The sequence below is a fragment of the Mesorhizobium sp. Root102 genome, assembly GCF_001425625.1.
Taxonomy (GTDB): domain Bacteria; phylum Pseudomonadota; class Alphaproteobacteria; order Rhizobiales; family Rhizobiaceae; genus Mesorhizobium.
This window is the reverse complement of sequence record NZ_LMCP01000006.1, coordinates 45,420-69,496: the sequence shown is the minus strand read 5'-3', so window position 1 is coordinate 69,496 and position 24,077 is coordinate 45,420. Positions and strand designations below refer to the sequence as shown.

The window sequence follows — 24,077 nt, the reverse complement described above, 5'->3', positions numbered from 1 at the left end:
AGCGGCATCGGCGGACCGATGGAAAAACGCGTTACCTTTGGCAGCTGGACGATCGGCATCCTTTTCGCGGTGCCGCAACTCCTCTTGATCTTCACGTTCTTCTACTGGCCCGCCGGTCAGGCCGTGTACTGGTCGCTGACGCTGCAGCAGCCCTGGGGCGGCGGCAACATCTGGGTCGGGCTCGACAATTTCCGCTCGATCCTGTCCAACGCCGACTACTGGAACTCGATCACCGCCAGTCTTGTCTTTGCCGGCATCAGCACCGGGCTTGCGATGTTCGTCGGCCTCGTGCTGGCCGCCTTGACCGATCGGCAACTTACCGGGTCGCGCTTCTACCGCGTGGTGCTGATCTGGCCCTACGGCATCGCCGCGCCGGCGCTGGCCATGGCGTTCCGCTTCATCTTGGCGCCGGAAGCCGGCTTCATGGCCGTCGTCAACCAGGTTTGGCCCGGCTTCTGGGATCCCGGCCTTGACGGCACTGACGCCATGGCTTCGATCATCATCGCCTTTTCCTGGAAATATGTCGGCTACAATTTCATCTTCTTCCTCGCCGCGTTCCAGGCCATCCCGCGTTCGCTGATCGAGGCGGCGGCGATGGACGGCTCCGGCGTCATCAGGCGCTTCTGGGACATCCAGTTTCCGCTGATCACACCGACGATCTTCTTCCTGCTGGTCATCAACATCACCGAGAGCTTCCAGGATTCCTTCGGCATCGTCGACATCATGACCTCGGGCGGACCGGCGAACGCCACCAATCTGATGGTCTATAAGATCTATTCCGACGGCTTCAAAGGCCTCGACTATTCGGGTGCTGCCGCACAGAGCATCATCCTGATGGTGCTCATCGTCGTGCTGACCATCTTCCAGTTCCGCTTCATCGAGCGGCGTGTGCACTACAGGTGAGGCTGACATGGTAGAGCGCACCCCGTTCCTCAATTTCTTCACGCATGTAATCCTGTTCGTCGGCTTCGTGCTTTGCATCGCACCGTTCGCGGTCGTCGCCATCGCCGCGTCGCACAATCTCAAAGATGTCAACGACGTGCCGATGTCGCTGCTGCCGGGCAGCGACTTCTGGCTCAACATCAAGACGGCATGGACGACGGCCGACCTCGGCCCCAAGCTTCTGAACAGTTTCATCATGGCCGCCGGTGTCGCGGCGGGCAAGGTGATCATCTCGGCGCTGACCGCCTTCTCGATCGTCTATTTCCGCTATCCCGGCCGCACCTTCATCTTCTGGCTGATCTTCGTAACGCTGATGCTGCCGCTGGAAGTGCGCATCGTGCCGACCTACGCGGTTGTCGCCAACGTGCTGTCGCCCTATCAGGCCATCCTCGATGTGACCGGTCTGAGCTGGCTGATCGAAAAAGTGTCGGGCGTCCAGGTTTCGCTCAGCCTCGGGCTGCTCAATTCCTATTCCGGGCTGATCCTGCCGCTGATCGCGACCGCCACCGGCACTTTTCTGTACCGGCAGTTCTTCCTGACTGTTCCGGATGAGCTGACCGAGGCCGCGCGCATGGATGGCGCCGGCGCCCTGCGCTTCTTCGTCGATATCCTGCTGCCGCTGTCGCGCAACAACATGGCCGCACTTGGGACCATCATGTTCCTGTGGGCGTGGAACCAGTATCTGTGGCCGCTGCTCATCACCACCGACCAGTCGCATGCGACGGCGGTCACCGAACTCAAGCAGCTCATCCCCAATGTCGGCGGCATTCCGGAATGGAACATCGCCATGGCCGGAACCCTTATCGTCATGCTGCCGCCCCTGATTGTCGTGGTGCTCATGCAGCGCTGGTTCGTGCGCGGCCTGATCGCCACCGAAAAGTGACCTGGAAAGGAGACGAAAGATGGCCTCCATCACCATTCGCGACGTCAAGAAAAGCTACGCCAAGATGCAGGTCGTGCACGGCGTCGACCTCGACATCGCGTCGGGCGAGTTCGTCGTCATCCTCGGGCCATCGGGCTGCGGCAAGTCCACGCTGCTGCGGATGATCGCCGGGCTTGAGGACATATCCGGCGGCGAGATCGCGATCGACGGCACCGTCGTCAACAAACTGGAACCGCGCGAGCGCGGCTGCGCCATGGTGTTCCAGAACTACGCGCTCTATCCGCATATGAGCGTGGCGCAGAACATCGGCTATTCGCTGAAAGTCGCGGGCGTTCCGGCGGCGGAGCGTACACAGCGCATCCAGGCGGTTGCCCGCACGCTGGAGCTTGAACACCTGCTCGACCGCAAGCCGATGGCCCTTTCCGGCGGCCAGAGGCAGCGTGTCGCCATGGGCCGGGCGATGATCCGCGAGCCCAAGGTGTTCCTGTTCGACGAGCCGCTGTCCAACCTCGATGCCAAGCTGCGCGTCCAGATGCGCTCGGAAATCCGCAAGCTGCATCGCCGGCTGAACGCCACCTCCGTCTTCGTCACGCATGACCAGGTCGAGGCGATGACGCTCGCCGACCGGTTGGTGGTCATGAACGGCGGACGCGTCGAGCAGGTCGGCACTCCTGCCGAGATCTACAGCCGACCGGCCAGCCGCTTCGTCGCCACTTTCGTCGGTGCGCCGGCGATGAACATTCTCGAAGGCACGGTCGAACTCGACGGGCTGTCATTGCTCGGTGGCAGCCGGCACCTGACCATGGCACGCGCGGGGTTGCCGGTCGGCACGAAGGTAGCGATGGGCATTCGGCCGGAAGCCGTGCGGCTGGTGGCGCCGGGCACGGCAGGCGCGCTCAATGCGACCGTCGATCTGGTTGAGGAACTGGGCGCGGGCCGCGTCATCTATGTCGACCTCGACGGCGCGTCGTTTTCGGTGATGACGTCGGAGGCCGTCCACCCCGAGCCCGGCAGTGCGGTCGGCCTGAAGATCTCGCCGGATGATCTGCATTTCTTCTCGTCGGATACGGGAACCCGCCTCGAAGTCTTCAAGGCTTCGGTGCCGGAACCGGCACTCTGATTTCTGAAGCCAGCCATTGTCGTCGATGACGGGGCAGGCGCCATCGGAAAATCCAAGAAACACGCAATGAAAATTATCCAGGTCACCGATATCCACCTTGGCCGGCAAGGCGAGCGCCGCTATGGCGCCGACCTGCATCAGCGGCTGGCTTCATGCATCGCGCACATCAATGCGCATCACGCCGATGCCGCACTTTGCATCTTCACCGGCGACCTGACCGAGACCGGCGCGCCCGAAAGCTATGCCGATCTCAGGACAGCCCTGAGCACGCTGTCGGTGCCCTGGCGGCTGCTGCCGGGGAATCACGACCGGCGAGCCAATCTGGTCGCAGCCTTTCCCGAGGTTCCGGTCGATGAGAACGGCTTCGTGCAGTCTACTCATCAAACGGCCGACGAGGTGCTGCTGTTTCTCGACTGCCTGGCGGAAGGGCGCATCGAAGGCGAATTGTGCGACAGGCGGCTAGCCTGGCTCGAAGCCCGGCTCGAAGAGACGGCCGGCGGGCCCGCCTATGTCTTCATGCATCATCCGCCGGTCGCGCTAGGCCTGCCGCAGCTCGATCCGCTGGCCCTTGAGCAGCCCGAACGGCTGCTGGGCCTGCTGCGGCGCCATGGCAATGTCCGCCACATCTTCTTCGGCCACGTCCATCGCGACATTGCCGGCACGGTCGCCGGCATCCCGTTCTCGGCGCAGCGCGGCCTGCATGCCAGGTTCGAGCTCGCGCTCCACAGATCGAGCGAGATTGTCGAGCAGGCGCCGCCTTCCTACGCGGTCGTCCTCATCGACAGCGCCAACGAGCACGTGGTCGTGCATGGCTGCGATTTTCTCGAACAATGGCCGATCTATTCCAGTGAAACCGGCGAACGCCTCACGGCGTGAGCCGACCACCCCGCGCTGAAGCGCGGTGTGGCAGCGCCTTCGATCAATCAGGCGAAGACATGCGCCTTCCCCGATACCGTCAGCCGGACGATCTCGCCGACCGCTGGCGTGTCCATGCCCGGTTTGCGCAGGACCAGCGGCGTGTTGCCGATCGCGGCCGCATCGGGCGGATCGGCATTGTTCAAGAGCCGCACCGCGATCGTGCACATCGAGCCGCCGAATTCCGATTCCGTCACTTCGCCGAACAGCATATCGGGCGTGCCCGACATCCCCTCGCGCGACGTTCTTTTCAGGGCGATCTGCTCGGGCCGCAGCATGATGCGGGCCACGTCGCGATTGTCGGCGGTGTCGACCGGGATGCGGCCGAGCGGCGAGTTGGCGAAACCGCCCGATATCTTTGCCGGCAGGATGATGGCGTCGCCGAGGAACTCGGCGATCATCCTGTCCCTGGGTCTGAGATAGAGCTCGCGCGGCGTGTCGACCTGCGAGAACTTGCCGTCGCGCATCACCGCCACCTGGCTGGCGAAGGACAGCGCCTCGGCCTGGTCGTGCGTCACCAGGATGGTGGTGATGCCGGCCGCTTCCAGAAGCTCCGCCACCGCCTTGCGCATCGAGGCGCGCAGGCCGGTGTCCAGCGCCGAGAACGGCTCGTCGAGAAGCATCAGCCGGGGCTTCATCGCCATGGCGCGGGCCAGCGCCACACGCTGCTGCTGGCCGCCGGAGAGCTCATGCGGGCGGCGTTTGAGGATCGCCTTGTCCAGTCCGACGATGTAGGCGAGTTCGACGATGCGCTCGGAGCGCTTGTCGTCGCCGCGGCTGATGCCGAAACCGATGTTGTCGCCGATGGTCAGATGCGGAAACAGGGCGCCGTCCTGCGCCACCACGCCGATGCCGCGGCGGTGCGCCGGCACGGCATTGCCGCCATTGGCCAGTACTTCGCCGTCGAGCGCGATGCGGCCCTGGTCCGGCGCCTCGAAACCGGCGATCAGCCGCAGCAAGGTCGTCTTGCCGCAGCCGGACGGGCCGACGATCGCGGTGCGGCTGCCGCTGACGACACTCAGATCGACACCGGCAAGTGCCGCCACCGGTCCGTAATGCTTGTGCAGGCCACTGATTTCGAGAAAGCTCATCGTCCGGCCATCCGTTTCGACTGGACATAGAGCAGCCAGGTCAGGGGCAGCGACATCGCCACCATGATGAAGGCGTAGGGCGCCGCCGAGGCATAATCAATCTCGCCGCTGTACGACCAGAATGCCATCGCCAGCGTGCGGGTGCCGTTCGGCGCCAGCATCTGGGTCGCGGTCAGTTCGTTCATGATGCCGAGCGCCACCAGCGCCATGCCGGCCGCGGCACCCGGCGCCGAAAGGCGGATCGTCGTCGACCACAGCGCATTAAGCGGCGGCCGGCCGAGGCTCGAGGCGGCGCGTTCGAGCTCGACCGGCGCCTGGGCGATCGACGCCCGCAGGCTGACCAGGGCTCGCGGCAGGAACATCAGCGCATAGGCAACCAGGATGGTGAACAGGGTCTGGTAGAGCGGCAGCGCGATGCGCACGGTGACGGTGACCAGCGCCAGCGCAATGACGACCCCGGGCAGCGAGCCGACAATGTAGTTGCAACTCTCCAGCAGGCGCTGCAGCGGTCCCGGCGCGCGGATCGAGATCCAGGCCATCGGCATGGCGGCAACGGTGGCCAGCAACGCGCCGGCAAGCGCCAGGAACAGCGTCTGGCCGAGCGCCAGGCCAATCTCGTCGAAGCGCCAGACTTCCATGCCGCCGGCGACAAGCCAGCGGCCGATGGTGACGAACGGCACGCCAAGGGCCAGCAGTGTGGTGGCGAGGAGCAACAACAGGCTGGGGATGGTGGCGCGACCGAGACGCGTGCGCTGCTGAGAGCGCGCGGCGCCGGAGCCGACGCGGGCATAGCGCTCCTCGCCGCGCACGAGCACTTCGATGCCGAGCAGCACGAAGCAGCAGCTCACCAGCACGCCGGCCAGCATGTTGGCTGCCGGTCCGTTGAAGGTGGACTGGAACTGGTCGACGATCGCCGTGGTGAAGGTATCGAAGCGGATGAAGACATAGAGGCCATACTCGGCCAGCAGATGCAGTCCGACCAGCAGCGAGCCGCCGCAGATGGCGAGACGCAGTTGTGGCAGCACGACACGCAGGAAGACACGCCAGGGTCCAAGGCCGAGCGCCGCCGCGGCGTCCTCCAGGGCAGGATCGAGGCGGCGCAGTGCCGCCGACACCGTCAGATAGAGGAACGGGAAATAGGCGATGACGGAAATCAGCACGCCAGCCCAAAGACCGTGCAGCCGCGGCACCATGGTGATCCACGCATAGCTGTGCACGAAAGCGGGGATGGCCAGCGGCGCCACGCACAGCCAGGACCAGAGCCGGGCGCCAGGCAGATTGCTGCGCTCGGTCAGCCAGGCCAGCGCAACCGACAGCACGATGGCGATCGGCACGGCCAGCAACACCAGCATGCCGGTGTTGACCAGAAGCTCGCCGACGCGCGGCCGAAAGACCAGCGCCGAGACGGTTTCCCAGCCGGTTTGCACAGCGATCCAGATGATGAAGGCAAGCGGCAGCAGCGACAGCAGTGAAACGAAGACGGCTGCGATCACTATCCATGGCGCCGTGCGCCGCAGCGTGCTTCGGCCTGTGTCCGAAGGCAGGCCCGAGGGCGCGAGATCGACCGCGGACTGCATCAGTTCAGGCGCCGCGCCGCTGCCGCCCGGTGGCAGCTATTGAAGGACCGCGATTGCGGTCGGGAACACAGCGTGTCGTCATGGACGAATGCAATCTCGAAAAACAAAGCACTCCCGCGGAAAGTGAATTCCCCGCGGGAGCGCGGTCGGTTGTCCTTTTAGGACGAACGGCAACTAAAGCAAGCCGGCTGCGGTCATCAGGTCGGTGACCTTCTTCGAATTCAATGTCGTTGCGTCGACCTTCGGCGCCTGCAGATCGGCCAGCGGCACCAGCTTCGGATTGGACTCGGCACCCTTGCCGACCGCGTATTCGAAGGAATCGCCGGTCTTCAGGATCTCCTGGCCACCCTTGCCGGTAACCCATTTCAGGAAGGCCTGGGCTTCCTTCGGATGCTTGCTCGAGGCCAGCACGCCGCCGCCGGAAATCGAGACAAAGGCACCCGGGTCCTGGTTCTTGAAATAGTGCAGCTCGACATTCTTGCTGTTTTCGCCTGTCTTGGCCTGATCGCCGAAATAGTAATAGTGGTAGATCACGCCGCCTTCGATCTCGCCGGCATTGACCGCCTTCATCACCGTGCTGTTGCCCTTGTAGGCGATGAAATTGGTTCTCATCGCCTTCAGCCAGTCCGCCGTGGCGGCCTCCCCCTTGAGCTGGAGCAGCGCGCTGACGATGGCCTGGAAATCGGCGCCCGAGGGGGAGGCGGCCCACCGGCCCTTCCAGCTCGGATCGGCGAGGTCAAGCATCGACTTGGGCAACTGGTCGGCAGTCAGCTTGGTCTTGTTGTAGGCAAAGACCGTGCTGCGCGCGGCGATGCCGACCCATTTGCCGCTGATCGGCTGATAGTCCTGGGGAACCTGTGCCAGCGTGTCGGCGTCGACCGGCGCGAACAGGCCTGACGTCTCGACCAGCACCATGGCCGGCGAGTTTTCTGTCAGGAAGACGTCGGCCGGCGAAGCAGCGCCCTCGGCGACGATCTGGTTGGAGAAGTCGCTGTCGCCGCCATTGCGGACGGTGACCTTGATGCCGGTTTCCTTGGTGAAGCCTTCGACCCACGCCTTGGTCAGGTTTTCGTGCTGGGCGTTATAGACAATGATGCCATCATCTTCCGCCATCGCCGGGCCGCCGATCAGGCTGATTGCCAGCGCGGTGGCGCCGACGAGGGTGGAAAGAGCGTATTTCATGGCATTGTCCTAAATTCGGGTTGGCACCAATCCACCTACCAATACATGACTTCTATAGTCAACATTGATGACCTGATTCAATCGGTCGCTGAAGCGCAAACGCTTCATTTCGGCTTACAATTCCACGTGATGAAGTGGCGCGAACAATTGGGTGCCGAATTCAAACCGACGGTTGATCCGCCGACCGGATCAAGGGTGCGGCTTGCAGACCGTAGAAAAGCACCGAATGCCGCCTGACGACCCTGGCCATGTCTGGGCGCCAGCCCTTGGCTTGGGTGAACAGGGCCTCCAGCAGCACAGCCAATTCTATCCGGGCGACGTGTTGACCCAGACAGGCATGCAGTCCGGTGCCGAACGCAAGGGCCGACGAAATGCCGGAACCCAAATCCAGTTGGTCACCAGCTGGAAAAACCGAAACGTCCCGATTGGCGCTAGCCAGGACGGGTACGACAGCCTGGCCGGCTTTTATGGTCGCCCCACCAAATTGCAAATCTTCCGCGGCAATGCGCGCTCCGGCATAGTGAATCGGAGCGCAAAAACGGAGCAACTCTTCGGCTGCCGACAACCAACTGATTATCTGATCTTCAAGCAGCAAAAGCTGTTCCGGGAACCTTGCAAGCGCGACCAGCGCGTTGCCGAATGTATCGACGACCGTGGCCTGCCCGGCAAAGAGCAGGAACACGATGTTTGCGATGGCATCGTCTCTCGACCACCTGCCGGCTTTCACCTCGGCAAGCATCTGGGCTGAAATGCCATTTGGGCGGATAGCACCACTTTCTACTGCGTGCGATACCCATGCCTCCAACCGGCGGCAGGCCTGGCTCGCCCGCTCGTCGACGCCTCCAGCCCTTATTTCCAGGGCATTGGCCATGAGCTGTGCATCGGCGCCAATCTTCCAGGGGTCGTCCATGTCGATGCCAAGGATCTGCTCCAAGCCCGAAAATGACAGCGGCAGCCCTATATCGCGAATCGCATCGAATTCCGGTTTTTGGACAGCTGCCTGCACAAGCTCCGAGGCCTTGGCCATAAGCCGGTCAACCAACCCTGTGCTTGCGGAAAAGGTCAGCGAGCCTGCCAATGGACGGCGCAACTGCATATGCCGTGGCGGGTCGGACAGCAGCATGGAACGGGTCAACAGATCCAGTGCCGGGTTCGCACTGATCTTCTGCCGGACTTCCTGATAGGCACCCGGTGGTGCTTGCAGCAACAAAGGGTGCTTCAAGGCCTGCGAGACAAGCGCGTGGCTGAATACGTAGAAGGCTTCACCGACCTCGGGATAGGGAGGCTTTCCCCAACTGGCGCCTCCCGAACTCCGACGACGGGCGAATTCGGGGAACGGATCGCTGCCATGGGCGATCGGATCAAAAAGATCAGCCTGGCCCGTCATCAGGCAAGATCCACGGCGAAGATGACGCGAAACCCACCGGAACTCAGGTCCTCGGGCAGAAAGTCGGGCGCCAGATGCAGAAACTCACATCGCAGAACGCGCCTGTAGAACCGCAGCAGCGGGTCCTTTGTTATCGCCTGCACGGACGGCATCACGCCTGTCCGATGCCAGTCATCGATGGTATGGCGAAACGCCGGATCCGGCCGAACCTTGTCGGGAAAATCGCCCTGCGCTCCGGCGTAAGACGGGCAACGTCCATCGCCGACCAACCAACGCGTGCCGACCCGGCGGCCGTGGTCGATCAATTCCGACAAGAGACGGCGTGCCATGTCTGAGCCGCGAAACTCGGGCCGCACACCAAGGTTGTAGACGTAGAGAGATCGTGTCGGCTCGCTTGCCGCAAGCGAAGAATAAGCAGCGAAGGTCTTTGGAAAATTTGCGGTATCGCGAGGGTCCTGGCTGGTTGCCACGAAGCAGATCGCACCAGCGATGAGGTTGTCGACCATGGCGACAATCATTGTATGTCCAAGTGAAAGGCGAGCCCGGATCGCTTCTTCGTTGGCTCCAAGGGATCCCCAGGCTGCGGTCTCCATCGCAGCCATGTCCAATATGTCGTCTGCAACGAGTTGACGAAATGTGACCTTTATCATCTTAGAATGGCTGCTCAAATGGACGATTTCCTGATGTCGGCCTTTATAACACGCATGAGGAAGGGGGGTGTCTCATGATCTTCTATGTTTGCCATCGTTCACATGCCAACACTCTGGCAAGTCTGCTACTCTATTTTCGAGCGGATTTGCAGGATTTTGTTCGCTTCGTTCCGCATGACGAAGGACGGCATCTGCTTGGAATCCCCAAAGGCACGGTTATCTGGACGGATTTGGACCGCCTCAGCGAAGCCGAGATTGAAGCAAGCGCCATTCTCAGCGAGCGCATGAAGTCGCAGCAGCCCGATCTCTTCCAACTCAATCATCCCCGCCAAAGTGTTCAGCGTTTCGAGTTGCTGCGCATGCTGTTTTCGGACGGCACAAATGATTTCAACGTATACCGGCCCGAACTTCTGCCAGAAGGGATACGTTTTCCCGTGTTCCTGCGTGACGAGGCTGGGGCGACCTACAAGACGCCGCGGCTGCTGCCGTCACGAGCGGAGCTTGACCAGGAGCTTTCGAATTTGGGCAAGATGAACTTCGTTCGTCCCATGGTGGTGGAGTTCGGATCAAAACCGGCGCCCGACGGCAGCTACAGAAAATACGCAAGCTATCGCATCGGTGCGCGCAGCTATTCGCAGCACTGCTTCGCCAGCGAGGAGTGGTTCATCAAGGACCCGGGCAAAGGTATGTCGGGGCAGCAACTGGCCGAGCACGCCGCATACGTTCGCGACAATCCGCACGCAGGCGAATTGTCGCCAATCTTCGAGAAGGCCAGGATTTCGTACGGTCGGATTGACTACACCATTGTCGATGGTCGCATCCAGGTGTTCGAGATCAACACCAATCCCACTGTGTTGAACTATCCTCCGACACCTTTCGATACGTATGATTCTCAGCCTTATGCCGATATGCATGCGGAGGCATTGGTGCTGCTGCCCTATGCCAACGATCCCACGTCAAGTCCGGACATCGACAAGACACATCTCCAAATCCTGGGCCGCCTGAGAAACAAGTATCGTCGGAAGCGGGTGAAGCTAACGGTTCGAAAGGGCTTCAGATATTTCTGGGGCGTCACGCTCGGTGCCAAGTAGGAACGGGAGCCTGCAAACTTTCGTGATTTGCCGGTAGTTTGGCTTGGACATTATTTCGCCGGCCACGTAACAAATCAGCGCCGAGACGCGAAAACCGGGGGAGTAACTCTTGTGAGCGGCAAGGATGAGGCCGAGCTTTCCCGGCTGATGCGGGCCGCGATCGCGGGAGACGAAAAGGCCTATACCGACTTTCTGCACCGGATTGCCGCGCTGGTGCGCGGTTTTGTCCGGCGCAAGATCGTGCAGGGCGGGGTCGATCCCGAGGATGTCGTGCAGGAAACCTTGTTGGCCATCCATGTGAAACGGCATACCTGGCGCCAGGATGCGCCGGTGTTGCCATGGATCTATGCGATCGCCCGCTTCAAGCTCATCGACGCGTTCCGGCGGCGTGGGCGGCGCATCGAGATCGATGTCGACGATATCGCCGAGACATTCGCCGAGCCGGAAGCGGAGACCGTCAGCGAGCGCGACATCAACCGGGCATTGGACGGCCTGTCGCCGGCGCAACGCTCCGTGGTCTCGGCCGTGTCGGTAGAAGGGCGGTCTATCGGGGAGACGGCGGCAAAGTTCGGCATCAGCGAGACGGCGGTGCGTGTGTCGCTGCATCGGGGACTTGCCGCGATAGCCAAGCGATTCGGGCAGGGGCGATTCGGACGGGAATGACATGAGGACGGACGATCTCATCAAGGCGCTGGACGCCGATGCCCGCAGCAAGGCGATGCCGCTGCAATCGGCCTGGTGGATGGCCGCCTGTGCGGCAGCGGTGATCGCGGCCATCGTTTTCCTGCTGACCATCGGCCCGCGCCCGGACTTCATGACGGCTGCGCACACGATGCGCTTTCTTTCCAAATTTGTTTTCACCATCGTGCTTGCGGTCAGCGCCTTTGCCCTGGTGCGCGCCTTGTCGACACCGGGTGCCTCGACGGGCCGGGCAATGGCCTGGATGGCTGCGGCGCCAGTGCTGGTGGCCGTGGCTGTGGTTCTGGAGCTTTTCATGGTGCCGGAGGCGCTGTGGGGGACAAGGATGATCGGCTCCAACATGATGATCTGCATGGGCTTCATTCCGCTGATCGGCATCGGCCCGCTTGCCATCTTCCTGTGGATGCTGCGCTACGGCGCGCCGACACGGCCGGTGCTTGCCGGGGCGGTCGCTGGCCTGCTCGCCGGCGGACTGGCGGCGACCTTCTACGCCGCGCACTGCTTTGACGATTCGCCGCTTTTCGTCGCCACCTGGTACACTATCGCCATCGCGGTGCTGGCGCTGCTCGGCGCGCTCGGCGGGCGATTTTTCGTGCGCTGGTAGTGCCCGCCGCGATCGCGCTCCGTGCACACCGATCCTTAATCATGCCGGCAATGTTTGTCGGTTAGCGATGGCGCCGGCATGCCGCAGGCAACCTTTCCTTAAAGCCAATCCATCAGGCTCAGCGCGACAACATCAGCTTGCGCACGGGGGTGGCACGTATCGCGATGTGGCGAGGATTGATCGGCCGACGATTTCTTGGGCACGCAGGGTCGGCGCTGCTCGTGGCCGGCCTCTGTGCCGCGGTTGCCTCGATGGTGTTGTCGCGACTGGATCCCGGCCCTGACGCGCTGAAACTCTGGCTGCGGATCTCTGTAGCGGTGGCGGTGGGTGCCCTCTTCCTCGCCGCCCTGTTCGCTCGCCGGATCACCAAGGACCGCCGGCAGATCGCGCAGAGCGAAGAGCGCTTCCGCCGCGCGATGAAGGATTCGGCGATCGGTATCGCCGTTGTCGGTCTCGACGGGAGCATTCTCGAGGCCAATCCGGCCTTTGCCGCCATGCTTGGCTACAACCGCGAGGAGATCGAGGCGCTGACCTTTTTCCAGATCACGCATCCCGACGATCTGCAGATCGGGCGGGAAACGATGGATGGTCTAAAGGCCGGCACCGTCGACGCCTTCCAATTCGAGAAGCGTTACCTGCGGAAGGACGACACGCCCGTCTGGGCCCATCTTGCCGGTTCCGTCATTCGTGACGAGAAAAGCGGCCGTCCGCTCTATCTCGTCTCGCAGATCGAGAACATCGACGCACGCAAACAGGCCGAGGCGCGCATCGCCGAAGCGGAAACGCGCTGGAATTTCGCTCTCGCCGGCGCCGGCCAAGGCGTCTGGGACCTCGACATGCGCAAGGGCGGCACGACCTATTCCTCGACCTGGGTCAGGATGCTTGGTTATGCGGATGGCGAGCTCGATGGCGATCCCGACCATTGGCTGACGATGATCCATCCCGACGATCGCCAGACCGTCGCCGAGGCGGATCGCGCCCATCTCGACGGCAAGACGCCATTCTTCGAAGCCGAGTTCAGGATGCGCCACAAGGACGGCCACTGGATGTGGATCCTCGACCGCGGCAAGGTCATCGAGCGTGACGCCGAGGGGAGGCTGATCAGGGCCATTGGCAGCCTGACCGACATCACCCGGCGCAAGGAGACTGAAGAGCGCCTCGCTGTGTCGGCGACAATGCTCGCCGATGAGAAGGAGCGACTCAGGGTAACGCTCCAGTCGATCGGTGATGCCGTTATCTGCACCGACGCGGCGAACCGCGTCACCTTCATGAATCCGGTCGCCGAAAAGCTGACCGGAGTTTCCGGCGGCGAGGCCCTCGGCAAGATGCTCGGTCATGTCTACTGGGCGGTAGACGAGGAGACGGGTCACAGGATCGGCGTAACCCGGCCGGCGATCGGCCAGGCCCCTTCCGACCAGAACAGCCGCGCCGTCCTCATCCGGCGCGACGACACGCGATGCAGCATCCGTCAGGTCGTGTCGCCGATCATGAACGAGCGGAACGAGTTCTGCGGACTGGTCATCGTCTTCCAGGATTTCACCGATGCGCGCGCGCTGCAGCGACAGCTTGCCCACGCCGCCGCGCATGACGCGCTGACCGGCCTTGCCAATCGCTCGAGCTTCATCCGCACGATGGAGGAACTGGTCGCTCAGGCGCGCAAGGACTGTACGACAGTGTTGGCCGGAGGCGGCGGACATCAGTTCATGTTCGTTGACCTCGATCACTTCAAACTGGTCAACGACACCGGCGGCCACGCGGCAGGAGACGCCTTGCTCAAGCGGGTCGCCGAGGCTATCCGCGGCGTCCTTGGCCCCGAAGACATCGTCGCGCGTCTGGGCGGCGACGAATTCGCGGTCATCCTGAAATCGGGTTTGGCCGCCCGCGCCAAGATTGTGGCGCGATCCATCATCGATGCGATAGCCGGCCTGGATTTCACTTGGGACGGCCGTCCCCACCTGATCGGCGCCAGCATCGGGTTGGCTGCGATCGGCGCCAATTGTGGCGAGGTCGACGAAATCATCGCGAGAGCCGACGCTGCTTGCTATGCCGCCAAGGCGGCCGGCCGTGGATGCGTTTCCGTCGCGCCGGATGGGGTCGACAACAAGACAGAGCCGCTGGCTGCCGCGTCCTGATCAGGGTCAATCGGCCGGCGGCCTGTTCGCTGACGCGAACCTGACTAGCGCGTCGGTACGGGATGCTCGCCGCGATAATCGTAAAAACCACGCCCGGTCTTGCGGCCGAGCCAGCCGGCCTCGACATATTTCACCAGCAGCGGACAAGGGCGGTATTTCGAGTCCGACAGGCCGTCATGCAGCACCTGCATGATCGACAGGCAGGTATCGAGCCCGATGAAGTCTGCCAACTGCAGCGGCCCCATAGGATGGTTGGCGCCGAGCCGCATGGCGGTATCGATGGCATCGACCGAGCCGACGCCCTCATAGAGCGTGTAGATCGCCTCGTTGATCATCGGCAGCAGGATGCGGTTGACGATGAAGGCCGGAAAATCCTCCGAGACCGTGATCGTCTTGTCGAGCCGCTTCACGTAGGTCTTGGCTGCCTCGAAGGTCTGGTCCTCGGTGGCGATGCCGCGCACCAGCTCGACCAGCTTCATCAACGGCACCGGGTTCATGAAATGTATGCCGATGAAGCGCTCCGGCCGGTCTGTCTGCGCGGCAAGCCGCGTGATCGAGATCGACGAGGTGTTGGTCGCCAGGATGGCTTCGGGATTGAGCTGCGGACAGAGCTGGGCGTAGATCTTGCGCTTGACCGTCTCGTCCTCGGTCGCCGCTTCGATCACCAGGTCGGCGCCGGCAAGATCAGCCATCGCCGGGGCAGCCGAAATGCGGCCCATCGCGTCGTTGCGCAACTTTTCGTCGAGCTTGCCGGACCCCACCTGGCGGGCCATGTTGCCGCTGATCGTGGCGATACCCTTCTCGATACGGTCGGGCGATATATCGTAGATCAGCACCTTGTAGCCCGAAAGCGCGGAGACATGGGCGATGCCGCCGCCCATCTGGCCCGCGCCGATGATGCCGATCGTCTCGATCTTGCTCATTACACCGATCCCGTCAAAAGGCCTTTGCGGCCTGCTTTTTGTGCGGTGCAAACTAAAAGGGCGGGGCGACTTCGTCTACCCCACCCTCGCCATTTAATACGCTTTGGCAGAAAGCGTCAAAGCGCCTTTTGCAGCTCCGGCAGAATGACGAAGAGATCTCCGACGAGGCCGTAGTCGGCAACCTGGAAAATCGGCGCCTCCTCGTCCTTGTTGATGGCGACGATGACCTTCGAATCCTTCATGCCGGCGAGGTGCTGGATGGCGCCGGAGATGCCCACCGCAATGTAGAGATCGGGGGCAACCACCTTGCCGGTCTGGCCGACCTGCCAGTCGTTCGGCGCATAGCCGGCGTCGACCGCGGCGCGGGAGGCACCGACGGCGGCACCGAGCTTGTCGGCAACCGGCAGGATGACTTCCTGGAACTTCTCCGCCGAACCCAACGCACGACCACCCGAGATGATGATCTTGGCCGAGGTCAGTTCCGGACGGTCGGTCTCGGAAAGCTTGTTCTCGACGAAGGAGGACAGGCCGGGGTTGGCTGCCGCCTTGACGGTCTCGACCGCGGCCGAGCCGCCCTCGGGGGTTGCCTGGAAGGAGGCCGTGCGCACCGTGATCACCTTCTTGGCGTCGGTCGACTGCACCGTCTGGATGGCGTTGCCGGCATAGATCGGCCGCTTGAAGGTGTCGGGCGATACGACTTCGATGATCTCGGACACCTGCGCGACATCGAGGAGCGCTGCCACGCGCGGCGCGACATTCTTGCCCGACGAGGTCGCCGGCGCGATGATGGTGTCATACGCGCCTGCCAGTGACACAACGAGTGCTGCTGTCGGTTCGGCAAGGTGCTCGGCAAGCTCGTCGGCTTCGGCGAGCAGCACCTTGCTCACGCCCTTCAGTTTGGCGGCAGCGTCCGCTGCCGGCTTGGCGCCCTTGCCGGCAACCAGCACATGCACGTCCGAGCCAATCTGCAAGGCGGCAGACAGCGCCTTGGCGGTTTGGTCGGAAAGACTGGCGTTGTCGTGTTCGGCGATGAGGAGAATTGTCATTTGTCTGTTCCTTTCCCGATCGCTTACAATACGCCGGCTTCGTTCTTGAGCTTGTCCACCAACTCGGCGACGCTCTTGACCTTGACGCCTGCCTTACGGCCACTCGGCTCCTCGGTCTTGATGACCTTCAGCCGTGGCTTGACGTCGGCGCCGTAGTCGGCCGGGCTCTTCTCGTCGAGCTGCTTTTTCTTGGCCTTCATGATGTTGGGCAAGGAGGCATAGCGCGGCTGGTTGAGGCGAAGGTCGGCGGTGACGATCGCCGGCATCTTCAGTTCCACGGTCTGCAGGCCGCCGTCGACTTCGCGCGTCACCTTGGCTTTGTCGCCGTCGAGCACGATCTTGGAGGCGAAGGTGCCCTGCGCCCAACCCAGCAGTGCCGCCAGCATCTGGCCGGTCTGGTTGGAATCGTCGTCGATCGCCTGCTTGCCGAGGATGACGAGGCCGGGCTGCTCAGCGTCGACGACGCCCTTCAGCACCTTGGCGACACCGAGCGGCTCGGTCTGTTCGTCGGTCTTGACCAGAATGGCGCGGTCGGCGCCCATGGCGAGCGCGGTGCGCAGGGTTTCCTGCGCCTGCTGCGGGCCGATCGAGACGACGATGATTTCTTCCGCCTTGCCGGCTTCCTTCAGCCGGATTGCTTCTTCAACAGCGATCTCGTCGAACGGGTTCATCGCCATCTTGACGTTGGCGAGCTCCACCGCCGACCCGTCAGCCTTCACGCGAACCTTGACGTTCGCATCCACAACCCGCTTCACGGGCACAAGGATCTTCATTTGCCTGTCACCTCTTCACGCTAGTTGGGCGCGCTATAACAGCCTGCGCCCTTTCTGAGTTGTCGAAAGCCGACATTCCGGATGGAAATTCTGGTCTTTGACCGCCTTAAGCCGGAGCGGAGACGTTTCCGTAGTTGCGGCAACCCTGCACGTCAATACGCGGCAAGCCGCTCAAATCGGTTCAGTCCGAACTGGAAGCGTTTCCGCGCCCCCAACGCGGTGTTGCGGCGGGTGGCTCAGGCGCCACCGGTTCAGCAGTGGCCTGCGGCTGGTTGGGAGCGGCGACCGCGGCATCCTCGTCAGCGCCGGCAAACAGCGGCACGCCGCGGCTGCGCAAGACAAGCACCAGAACGGCGCCGGCGATGATGCCGCCGATGTGGCAGGCCCAGGAAATCTGGTCCTCGCCGCCGGCGGCAAACATCACCACCTGGAACAGCACCCACAGGATGAGCGGGATGAAGGCCGGGATGCGCAGCGGGATACGGGCAAACGCCAGCACCCAGACCTTCACCCTGGGATAAAGGATCAGATAGGCGACGACCACGCCGGCGATGGCGCCGGAGGCCCCGATCAGCGGTACCTGGGAATCCCAGGCGACAAGGCCCTGGAAGGCGGCTCCCGCAACGGCGCAGAGCAGATAGAAGATGAGGTAGCGGATGTGGCCCAGCGCATCCTCGACATTGTCGCCGAACACCCACAGGAACAGCATGTTGCCGCCGAGGTGAAAGATGTCGGCGTGCAGGAAGGAATAGGTGAGGTAGCTCAGGCTTTCGGGGATGACGATAAAACGGGGATCAAGCTCGGCGGTGTCATGGACGACCGACGGGATGAAGCCGAGACCAAGCACGGCGGCATTGGAGAAATTCTCGCCGCCGAGCGCGGTGGCGAGGTAGACCAGGGCGTTGACCACGATCAGTCCGATCGTCACATATTGCAGGCGGATGTGCCGCAGCCTGTTGGTGTCGTAAAGCGGGATGAACATGCCCCGGGGCCCTCTTCCGCCTTCGACAATCAGCGGTTCTTGCCGGGAACCCATAGCACGTCGGCGTTTCCGTTGTCATTGACCGCCCGGGCGGCGACAAACAGGAAATCCGAGACGCGGTTGATGTATTTTAGTCCATCGCGGTTGACGTGTTCGCGCGGGTTCTGGGCCAGCTCCACCATCAGCCTTTCGGCTCGCCGCGCCACGGTGCGGGCAAGGTGAAGTGCCGCCGCTGCCGGCGTGCCGCCATTGAGCACGAAGGATTTGAGCGGCTGAAGCTCCTTGTTGAGCAGGTCGATGTCCTTCTCGACCCGGTCGGTCTGCACGGCGATGATGCGAAGCGGCTCATAGCCGAGCGGCTTGCCGTCGTCGGGCACGGCGAGATCGGCGCCGAGGTCGAATAGATCGTTCTGGATGCGGGAAAGCATGGCGTCGATCGCCGGGTGGGCCGATGCCGTGTGGACCCTGGCGATGCCTATGCAGGCATTGGCTTCGTCGACCGTGCCGTAAGCGTCCACCCGCAGATCGGATTTCAGCCGCCGTTCGCCGGTGCCGAGACCCGTGGTGCCATCGTCGCCGGTGCGGGTGTAGATCTTGTTGAGCTTGACCATTTCGCCTCCCCGGCTGCCGATATCCTCATTTGCGGGTGAAATACACCGCCAGCAGGATCAGCACCAGCGCCACGGCCTGTAGCATGACGCGCGCCTGCATGAGCTTGTTCGAGGTGACGCCTGAGCCGCCGCGCATCATGTTGATGAGGCCGCGAACAAGCACGATCACCACGGCGACCATGACCAGAATGGCGAGAATGTTGAAGACGGATGCCATGGTGTGTTCCCAGTTCGGTTGATTCAGGCGCGTTTGGCAAGGATGCGGTAGAGCATCGACGCGGGCAGGATGCGTTTGAGGACCGCACCGATCCTGGCCGGCACTGTTACCACATAGTGCGGGCGCGGGCGCCGCGACAGAAGTGCATGGCGCAGCGCCGCGTGAACCACTTCCGGCCCTGGCTTCAAGGCCGATTGGCTGCCGCCGGCCCGCAGCCGCTCGAGTTGCGCTGCATAATCCACGCGGTGCACGGAATTCTCGTGGTCGATGTTCCTGAGAAACCAGGTGAGGCCATTGCTGGCGATCCTTGACTTCACCGGCCCTGGTTCGATCAGCGAAACATGGACGCCGCTACCGGCCAGTTCCTGGCGCTGGCAGAGCATCAGGGCCTCCAAGGCGTGTTTCGACGCCGAATAGGCGCCGCGAAAACGCACTGGCGTCAGGCCGAGGATCGACGAGCAGTGGACCATGCGGCCGTGACCCTGGCGGCGCATCACCGGCACCAGCCGGCGGGTCAGGTCATGCCAGCCGAAGAAATTCGCCTCGAACTGCTGCTTGAGCGCAGCAACGGGCAGATCCTCGACGGCGCCCGGCTGAGCATAGGCGCCATTGTTGAACAGGGCGTCGAGTCGGCCGCCGGTCCGGTCGAGCACCGCCGTCACCAGCGCGGCGATGGAGTCCGGCTCGCAATAATCGAGATAGAAGGCCTCGATGCCGTCGGCTTCGAGCGCGGCGATGTCCTGCGGCTTGCGCGCCGTCGCGAACACCCGCCAGCCTTCGGCCTTCAACGCACGGGCGCAGTACGCGCCTATTCCCGAGGATGCGCCGGTGACGATGATCGAGCGCAATTCCTGCGCCGGACTGTGCGTAGTTTCGTCAAGGGTTGCCATTTGCCGCAATCCCTTCCCATATTCCCGGCGTGGAGACAATTGGAGGGCGCGGTTCTTGATGCGGAAGATCGTAGCCCTCAAGCGGGTTCTCTACGATGCGCTTGGCCATTTCAACACCGATGACGGCTGGGCGATGGCCAGCCATCTGGCGATCACCTCGCTGATGGCGCTGTTCCCGTTCCTGATCTTCGCCACGACGCTGGCGAGCTTCCTCGGCGCGCAGGCGTTCTCCGACACGGCCGTGCACCTCGTCTTCGACACCTGGCCCGAACAGATCGCCAAGCCGATCGCGCGCGAAGTGCTCAATGTGCTGACCGTCCGGCGAACCGATCTTTTGACCTATGGCGTGGTGCTGGCCGCCTACTTTGCCTCGAACGGCATCGAGGCGCTGCGCACGTCGCTCAACCGCGCCTATCGCGTCTCGGAAACGCGCGGCATCATCTACCGCCGGGTGCAGAGCATCATCTTCGTTCTCATCGCCACCGCCGGTTTCCTGGCGATCAGCGTGCTCCTGGTGTTCGCGCCGCTGCTGGCGCGGCTCGCCGAAGCCCATATCGACGGCATCAAGCCCTACATGGGCACGATCACGCTATGGCGCTATGTCATCGCCTCCGTGGTCATTGTCGGCGGATTGTTTGCCGTGCATTTCTGGCTGCCGGCAGGCAAACGCCGTTTCGTCTCGCTGGTGCCGGGCATCATCTTCACGCTGGCGGCATGGCTTATCGGTTCGACCATCTTCGCCGCCTATCTCGATCACTTCTCGTCCTATGTGACGACCTATGCCGGCCTTGCCTCGATCATGATCGCCGTGGTCTTCCTCTACATGGTCTCGGCGATCTTCATCCTTGGCGGCGAACTCAATGCCGCGATCAGCCGCTATCTGGAGGCACGCGCCCGGGTCGGATGAGTCGATGCTGGGCGGATAGAGGAATTGAAGAATTGAAGAATGGGCTGCCGCTTGGGTTACTCAATTCCTCAGTTCTACAATTCCTCCCTTGTTCGGCCGAGCGGTTGCCAGGCCGACGCCGAATGTCGTGATGGCCATGCCGACAATCTGCAGCGCATTGAGCTGCTCGTCGAACAAGGCCCAGGCGATGAGGGCCGTCACCGCGGGCACCAGGTAGAACAGCGAGGCCACTTTCGACATCTCGCCGTCGCGGATCATCACCATCAGCAGGAAGATGGCGCCGAGCGACAGCACCAGCACCAGCCAGGCCATGGCGAAGATCAGTTCGCCATTGATGACGACCGTGTGCGTCTCGAAGGCCAGTGCGGCCAGGATCATCACAGCCGCGCCGCCGACATATTGCCACATGGTCGCCGCGACGAGGTCGCCGCCGGAAGCGAAGCGCTTCTGCCAGATGGTGCCGGCGCTCATGCCGAGCACCGAGACCAGCGAAGCGGTCAGCGTCGCCACTGTTACGCCGCCGCCCAGCGCACCGAGCTTTGGCCACAGCACGATGACGATGCCGATGAGGCCGATGCCGAGGCCGGCCCAGTGGCGCGGCAGGATCGCCTCGCCGAGAAACTTGCCGGCAAGCACCGCCGTGATCAGCGGCTGCAGGCCGACGATCAGCGCCGAAAAGCCGGCCGGCATGCCTCTGTGGATGGCCCAGAATACGGCGCCGAGATAGACGCCGTGCATCAGTATGCCGGCGCCGGTGGCATGCAACGCCTCCTCGCGGGTGGCTCTCTTCGAACCCAGCACAAGCGTCAGAACGGCCAGCAGGATGGCGGCGATGACGAACCGTGCGGCGAGGAAGGTGAACGGCTCCGCCCATGGCATGGCGTAGCGCGCGCCGATGAAGCCGGTTGCCCACAACACGACGAAGGTGGCGGGGATGAACCGCTTGATGCTGTGCATGTTCCGCAGACCGCCGCGCTGGAGGGAGTTGACCGTGGCGCTGCTCTACTGCGCTTCAACCCGGCGCGCAAAACGAAACCATTGATCCATGCATCACCGGAATTCAACGGGCGTCAAGTTCGACATGCGTTACCTCGGCCGCGCCGCGCTCAAGCCCTACCATCCGCCTGACGTCATCGGGTGATGCGCCGGCATGGCGCAAGGCGGCAAGGCCAGTGTCGCCGAGGCTCTTGGACAGCTTTCGTCCATCCGGCCCGAGGACGAGGCGATGATGGAAATAGGCAGGCTGCGGCAGTCCGAGGAGTTCCTGGAGCAGGCGCTGCACGCCGGTCGCGGAAAACAGATCCTGCCCGCGCACGACATGGCTGACGCCTTGCAGGGCATCGTCCATGACGACCGCGAGGTGGTAGCTGGTCGGGATGTCGCGGCGCGCCACGATCACGTCGCCCCAGTCCCGCGGGCGGGCTTCGACCGATCGGGTCGCGAAAAGGCTCTCATCGACGAATTCGCTCCATGACAGGTCCTTGCCGACACGCGCCATGGCGGCATCGACATCCAGCCGCCAGGCGAAGGGCGCATTCTCGGCGATCCGTCGCTTGCGTTCCTTGACCGGCAGCGCCTTGTCGGCTGCGGGGTAGAGCGGCACGCCGTCGGGATCGCGCGGCCAGTCGCGCCCTTGCCCTTCACTGTCGGTGATGAAAGCGCGGATTTCCCCACGGCTCATGAAGGCGGGATAGACGAGTTCTTCCGCGATCAGCCGCCTGAGCACCGCCTGGTATTCGGCGAAATGCTCGGACTGGCGGCGCACCGGCTCTTCCCAGCCAAGCCCCAGCCATTTGAGGTCGGCAAGCATGCCTGCCTCGAATTGCGGCGTGCAGCGCGCCGTGTCGATATCCTCGATGCGCAGCAGCAGGCGGCCGTCTGCCTGTGCCGCCAGCTTCTGGTTGAGCAGCGCCGAATAGGCGTGGCCGAGATGCAGGTCGCCGTTGGGGCTGGGAGCGAAGCGGAATGTCAGGAGTGTCATCTCTTCGGCGGCAATCATGTTTTGCGGCGCTTCGCCAATTGCTACCCTGTCGACGGTCAGGGAACAAGAAAGCATGCAGCGTATCGTGACATCAGACGACATTGCCCGAGGGCTCGATGCGCTTTGCGTGATCGACCCGCGCCTGGAAAAGGTGCGCGGCATGGCCGGCGAGGTGCCGCTGCGGCTGTCCGAGCCGGGGTTTCGGAGCCTGGCGTCGATCGTCGTCTCACAGCAAGTGTCCCGCGCCAGCGCCGATGCCATCTTCGGCCGGCTGACCAAGCTCGTCGATCCGCTGACGCCGCAGGCGATCCTTGCCGCCGGCGAAGACATGTTTCGCGAGGCCGGCCTGTCGCGGCCGAAGCAGCGCGGCCTGATCGCTGTTGCCCAGGCCGTGGTCGACGGCCTCGACCTGCATCACGTCTGTTCGCTCGATGCCCAGGAGGCGATCACGACGATGACGGCGGTGTCCGGCATCGGTCCATGGACGGCGGAAGTATACCTGTTGTTTGCCGCCGGACACCCCGACATCTTCCCCGCGCGCGACGTCGCGCTACAGACGGCCGTCGGCCACGCGCTCGGCATCGAGCCGCGTCCGCCGGAGAAAACCCTGATCGCCTTGGCCGAATCATGGAGCCCGTGGCGAGGTGTCGCATCACGGCTTTTCTGGTCCTATTATCGCGAAACCAGAGGGCGGGATGCCGCGCCACCGACCTGAATCCGCAAAAAAGCATGAAAATCATGTATTTTTGGCGCTTCGGCGACGCGACAATCCGCTTCACATCCCTGTCATGTCGGGCTTACAGTATCCGCGCCGTTCGGGTCTAGAACCAAGGAGGTAAACACGTGACGGTCGCCGTATCTCCGGATGGGCTTCCAGCACTGGTGCTGAATGCGGATTACCGTCCGCTCAGCTATTACCCCTTGTCGCTCTGGTCGTGGCAGGACGCCATCAAGGCGGTGTTCCTCGACCGGGTGAACATCGTCGCCGAATACGAGCACGCCGTCTCCTCGCCGACCTTCTCGATGAAGCTGCCGAGCGTGGTCAGCCTGAAGGCCTATGTGAAGCCGTCCAGGCATCCGGCGTTCACCCGCTTCAACGTCTTCCTGCGCGACCGTTTCCAGTGCCAGTATTGCGGCACGCCTGAGGATCTGACCTTCGATCACGTCATCCCCCGCCACCGCGGCGGTGCGACGACATGGGAGAATGTCGTTGCCGCCTGCTCGCCCTGCAATTTGAGGAAGGGCGGCATGATGCCGGCGCATGCCAAGATGTGGCCACTGCAGAAGCCTTTCCAGCCGACGGTGCACGATCTGCACAACAATGGCCGCCTGTTCCCGCCCAACCATCTGCATGAAAGCTGGATGGATTATCTCTACTGGGATGTCGAACTCGAACCCTGAGATCGTCCGAGAATTCGGGAGGCTGGCCGTCTGGAACGATCGTCTGCGCTTCCGATGCTCGCGGATACTTTGC

The 24,077-nt window shown here is 63.0% G+C and carries 25 protein-coding genes; 11 read left to right on the top strand and 14 right to left on the bottom strand.

The window, feature by feature from the left end:
* The first annotated feature begins 18 nt into the window (after nt 1–18).
* The 4 genes from ASD12_RS07700 to ASD12_RS07685 all read left to right on the top strand — a co-directional run bounded on the left by ASD12_RS07700 (nt 19) and on the right by ASD12_RS07685 (nt 3,821).
* A complete protein-coding gene (locus ASD12_RS07700; protein ID WP_056583591.1) occupies nt 19–903 on the top strand; it encodes a sugar ABC transporter permease in 885 nt (294 codons plus the stop codon).
* Between the two features lie 7 nt (nt 904–910).
* A complete protein-coding gene (locus ASD12_RS07695) occupies nt 911–1,825 on the top strand; it encodes an ABC transporter permease subunit (protein WP_056583588.1) in 915 nt (304 codons plus the stop codon).
* Between the two features lie 19 nt (nt 1,826–1,844).
* The gene (locus ASD12_RS07690) at nt 1,845–2,945 is read left to right on the top strand and encodes a sn-glycerol-3-phosphate import ATP-binding protein UgpC (RefSeq protein WP_056583585.1); all 1,101 of its coding nucleotides are present in this window, start codon (nt 1,845–1,847) and stop codon (nt 2,943–2,945) included.
* A gap of 66 nt (nt 2,946–3,011) precedes the next feature.
* A complete protein-coding gene (locus ASD12_RS07685) occupies nt 3,012–3,821 on the top strand; it encodes a phosphodiesterase (RefSeq protein WP_056583583.1) in 810 nt (269 codons plus the stop codon).
* A 47-nt stretch (nt 3,822–3,868) separates the two neighbouring features.
* Here ASD12_RS07685 and ASD12_RS07680 read toward each other — a convergent pair whose 3' ends face one another.
* The 5 genes from ASD12_RS07680 to ASD12_RS07660 form a co-directional block, all read right to left on the bottom strand.
* Complete coding sequence (locus ASD12_RS07680; protein WP_056583581.1) at nt 3,869–4,951, bottom strand: ABC transporter ATP-binding protein; 1,083 nt, start codon at nt 4,949–4,951, stop codon at nt 3,869–3,871.
* Nucleotides 4,948–6,528: an iron ABC transporter permease gene (locus tag ASD12_RS07675; RefSeq protein WP_056583578.1), complete on the bottom strand. Its 1,581-nt coding sequence runs from the start codon at nt 6,526–6,528 to the stop codon at nt 4,948–4,950. The genes ASD12_RS07680 and ASD12_RS07675 overlap by 4 nt, the downstream gene beginning before the upstream one ends.
* Before the next feature lie 174 nt (nt 6,529–6,702).
* On the bottom strand, nt 6,703–7,710 hold the full coding sequence (locus ASD12_RS07670; protein ID WP_056583577.1) for an iron ABC transporter substrate-binding protein: 1,008 nt from the start codon (nt 7,708–7,710) through the stop codon (nt 6,703–6,705).
* Nucleotides 7,711–7,870: 160 nt separating this feature from the next.
* A complete protein-coding gene (locus ASD12_RS07665; protein WP_056583576.1) occupies nt 7,871–9,097 on the bottom strand; it encodes a cytochrome P450 in 1,227 nt (408 codons plus the stop codon).
* Entirely contained in the window at nt 9,097–9,603 is a 507-nt protein-coding gene (locus ASD12_RS07660; RefSeq protein ID WP_210173852.1) for a GNAT family N-acetyltransferase, read from the bottom strand. The genes ASD12_RS07665 and ASD12_RS07660 overlap by 1 nt, the downstream gene beginning before the upstream one ends.
* A 218-nt stretch (nt 9,604–9,821) precedes the next feature.
* On the opposite strand from ASD12_RS07660, the gene ASD12_RS07655 reads away from it, so the two are divergent.
* The 4 genes from ASD12_RS07655 (at nt 9,822) to ASD12_RS07640 (ending at nt 14,273) form a co-directional block, all read left to right on the top strand.
* Nucleotides 9,822–10,838, top strand: coding sequence for a hypothetical protein (locus ASD12_RS07655; RefSeq protein ID WP_056583569.1), 1,017 nt, complete (start codon nt 9,822–9,824; stop codon nt 10,836–10,838).
* A gap of 111 nt (nt 10,839–10,949) precedes the next feature.
* Nucleotides 10,950–11,501, top strand: a complete 552-nt coding sequence (locus tag ASD12_RS07650) for a sigma-70 family RNA polymerase sigma factor (RefSeq protein WP_056583565.1) — start codon at nt 10,950–10,952, stop codon at nt 11,499–11,501.
* Between the two features lies 1 nt (nt 11,502).
* Complete coding sequence (locus ASD12_RS07645; protein WP_056583563.1) at nt 11,503–12,141, top strand: NrsF family protein; 639 nt, start codon at nt 11,503–11,505, stop codon at nt 12,139–12,141.
* 221 nt (nt 12,142–12,362) lie between these two features.
* Nucleotides 12,363–14,273, top strand: coding sequence for a PAS domain S-box protein (locus ASD12_RS07640; protein WP_244482777.1), 1,911 nt, complete (start codon nt 12,363–12,365; stop codon nt 14,271–14,273).
* A 44-nt stretch (nt 14,274–14,317) separates the two neighbouring features.
* Here the strand turns inward: ASD12_RS07640 and ASD12_RS07635 are convergent, their stop codons facing one another.
* From ASD12_RS07635 to ASD12_RS07605, 7 genes are all read right to left on the bottom strand, one after another.
* Entirely contained in the window at nt 14,318–15,196 is an 879-nt protein-coding gene (locus ASD12_RS07635) for a 3-hydroxybutyryl-CoA dehydrogenase (RefSeq protein WP_056583557.1), read from the bottom strand.
* A gap of 116 nt (nt 15,197–15,312) precedes the next feature.
* Nucleotides 15,313–16,242 carry an electron transfer flavoprotein subunit alpha/FixB family protein gene (locus ASD12_RS07630; RefSeq protein ID WP_056583554.1) on the bottom strand — a complete coding sequence of 310 codons (930 nt, stop codon included), beginning with the start codon at nt 16,240–16,242 and terminating at the stop codon, nt 15,313–15,315.
* Nucleotides 16,243–16,265: 23 nt separating this feature from the next.
* A complete protein-coding gene (locus tag ASD12_RS07625) occupies nt 16,266–17,015 on the bottom strand; it encodes an electron transfer flavoprotein subunit beta/FixA family protein (protein ID WP_056583551.1) in 750 nt (249 codons plus the stop codon).
* Nucleotides 17,016–17,196: 181 nt separating this feature from the next.
* Nucleotides 17,197–17,997, bottom strand: coding sequence for a rhomboid family intramembrane serine protease (locus tag ASD12_RS07620; RefSeq protein ID WP_056583546.1), 801 nt, complete (start codon nt 17,995–17,997; stop codon nt 17,197–17,199).
* A 29-nt stretch (nt 17,998–18,026) separates the two neighbouring features.
* Entirely contained in the window at nt 18,027–18,608 is a 582-nt protein-coding gene (locus ASD12_RS07615) for a cob(I)yrinic acid a,c-diamide adenosyltransferase (RefSeq protein ID WP_056583543.1), read from the bottom strand.
* Between the two features lie 25 nt (nt 18,609–18,633).
* Entirely contained in the window at nt 18,634–18,825 is a 192-nt protein-coding gene (locus tag ASD12_RS07610) for a twin transmembrane helix small protein (protein ID WP_056583538.1), read from the bottom strand.
* Between the two features lie 23 nt (nt 18,826–18,848).
* Nucleotides 18,849–19,715, bottom strand: a complete 867-nt coding sequence (locus tag ASD12_RS07605; RefSeq protein WP_082525301.1) for an SDR family oxidoreductase — start codon at nt 19,713–19,715, stop codon at nt 18,849–18,851.
* Nucleotides 19,716–19,773: 58 nt separating this feature from the next.
* On the opposite strand from ASD12_RS07605, the gene ASD12_RS07600 reads away from it, so the two are divergent.
* On the top strand, nt 19,774–20,622 hold the full coding sequence (locus tag ASD12_RS07600) for a YihY/virulence factor BrkB family protein (RefSeq protein ID WP_200950990.1): 849 nt from the start codon (nt 19,774–19,776) through the stop codon (nt 20,620–20,622).
* 60 nt (nt 20,623–20,682) lie between these two features.
* Here the strand turns inward: ASD12_RS07600 and ASD12_RS07595 are convergent, their stop codons facing one another.
* Both ASD12_RS07595 and gluQRS read right to left on the bottom strand, forming a co-directional pair.
* Nucleotides 20,683–21,579, bottom strand: a complete 897-nt coding sequence (locus ASD12_RS07595) for a DMT family transporter (RefSeq protein WP_056583531.1) — start codon at nt 21,577–21,579, stop codon at nt 20,683–20,685.
* 103 nt (nt 21,580–21,682) lie between these two features.
* Entirely contained in the window at nt 21,683–22,603 is a 921-nt protein-coding gene (gene gluQRS, locus ASD12_RS07590) for a tRNA glutamyl-Q(34) synthetase GluQRS (RefSeq protein ID WP_056583887.1), read from the bottom strand.
* A gap of 73 nt (nt 22,604–22,676) precedes the next feature.
* Here gluQRS and ASD12_RS07585 point away from each other — a divergent pair, with 73 nt between their 5' ends.
* Together ASD12_RS07585 and ASD12_RS07580 are read left to right on the top strand one after the other, a co-directional pair.
* Nucleotides 22,677–23,318 (top strand): DNA-3-methyladenine glycosylase, encoded by a 642-nt coding sequence (locus ASD12_RS07585; protein WP_056583528.1) that lies wholly within the window; start codon nt 22,677–22,679, stop codon nt 23,316–23,318.
* A gap of 128 nt (nt 23,319–23,446) precedes the next feature.
* On the top strand, nt 23,447–24,004 hold the full coding sequence (locus tag ASD12_RS07580; RefSeq protein ID WP_006328497.1) for an HNH endonuclease: 558 nt from the start codon (nt 23,447–23,449) through the stop codon (nt 24,002–24,004).
* Nucleotides 24,005–24,077 lie beyond the last annotated feature (73 nt).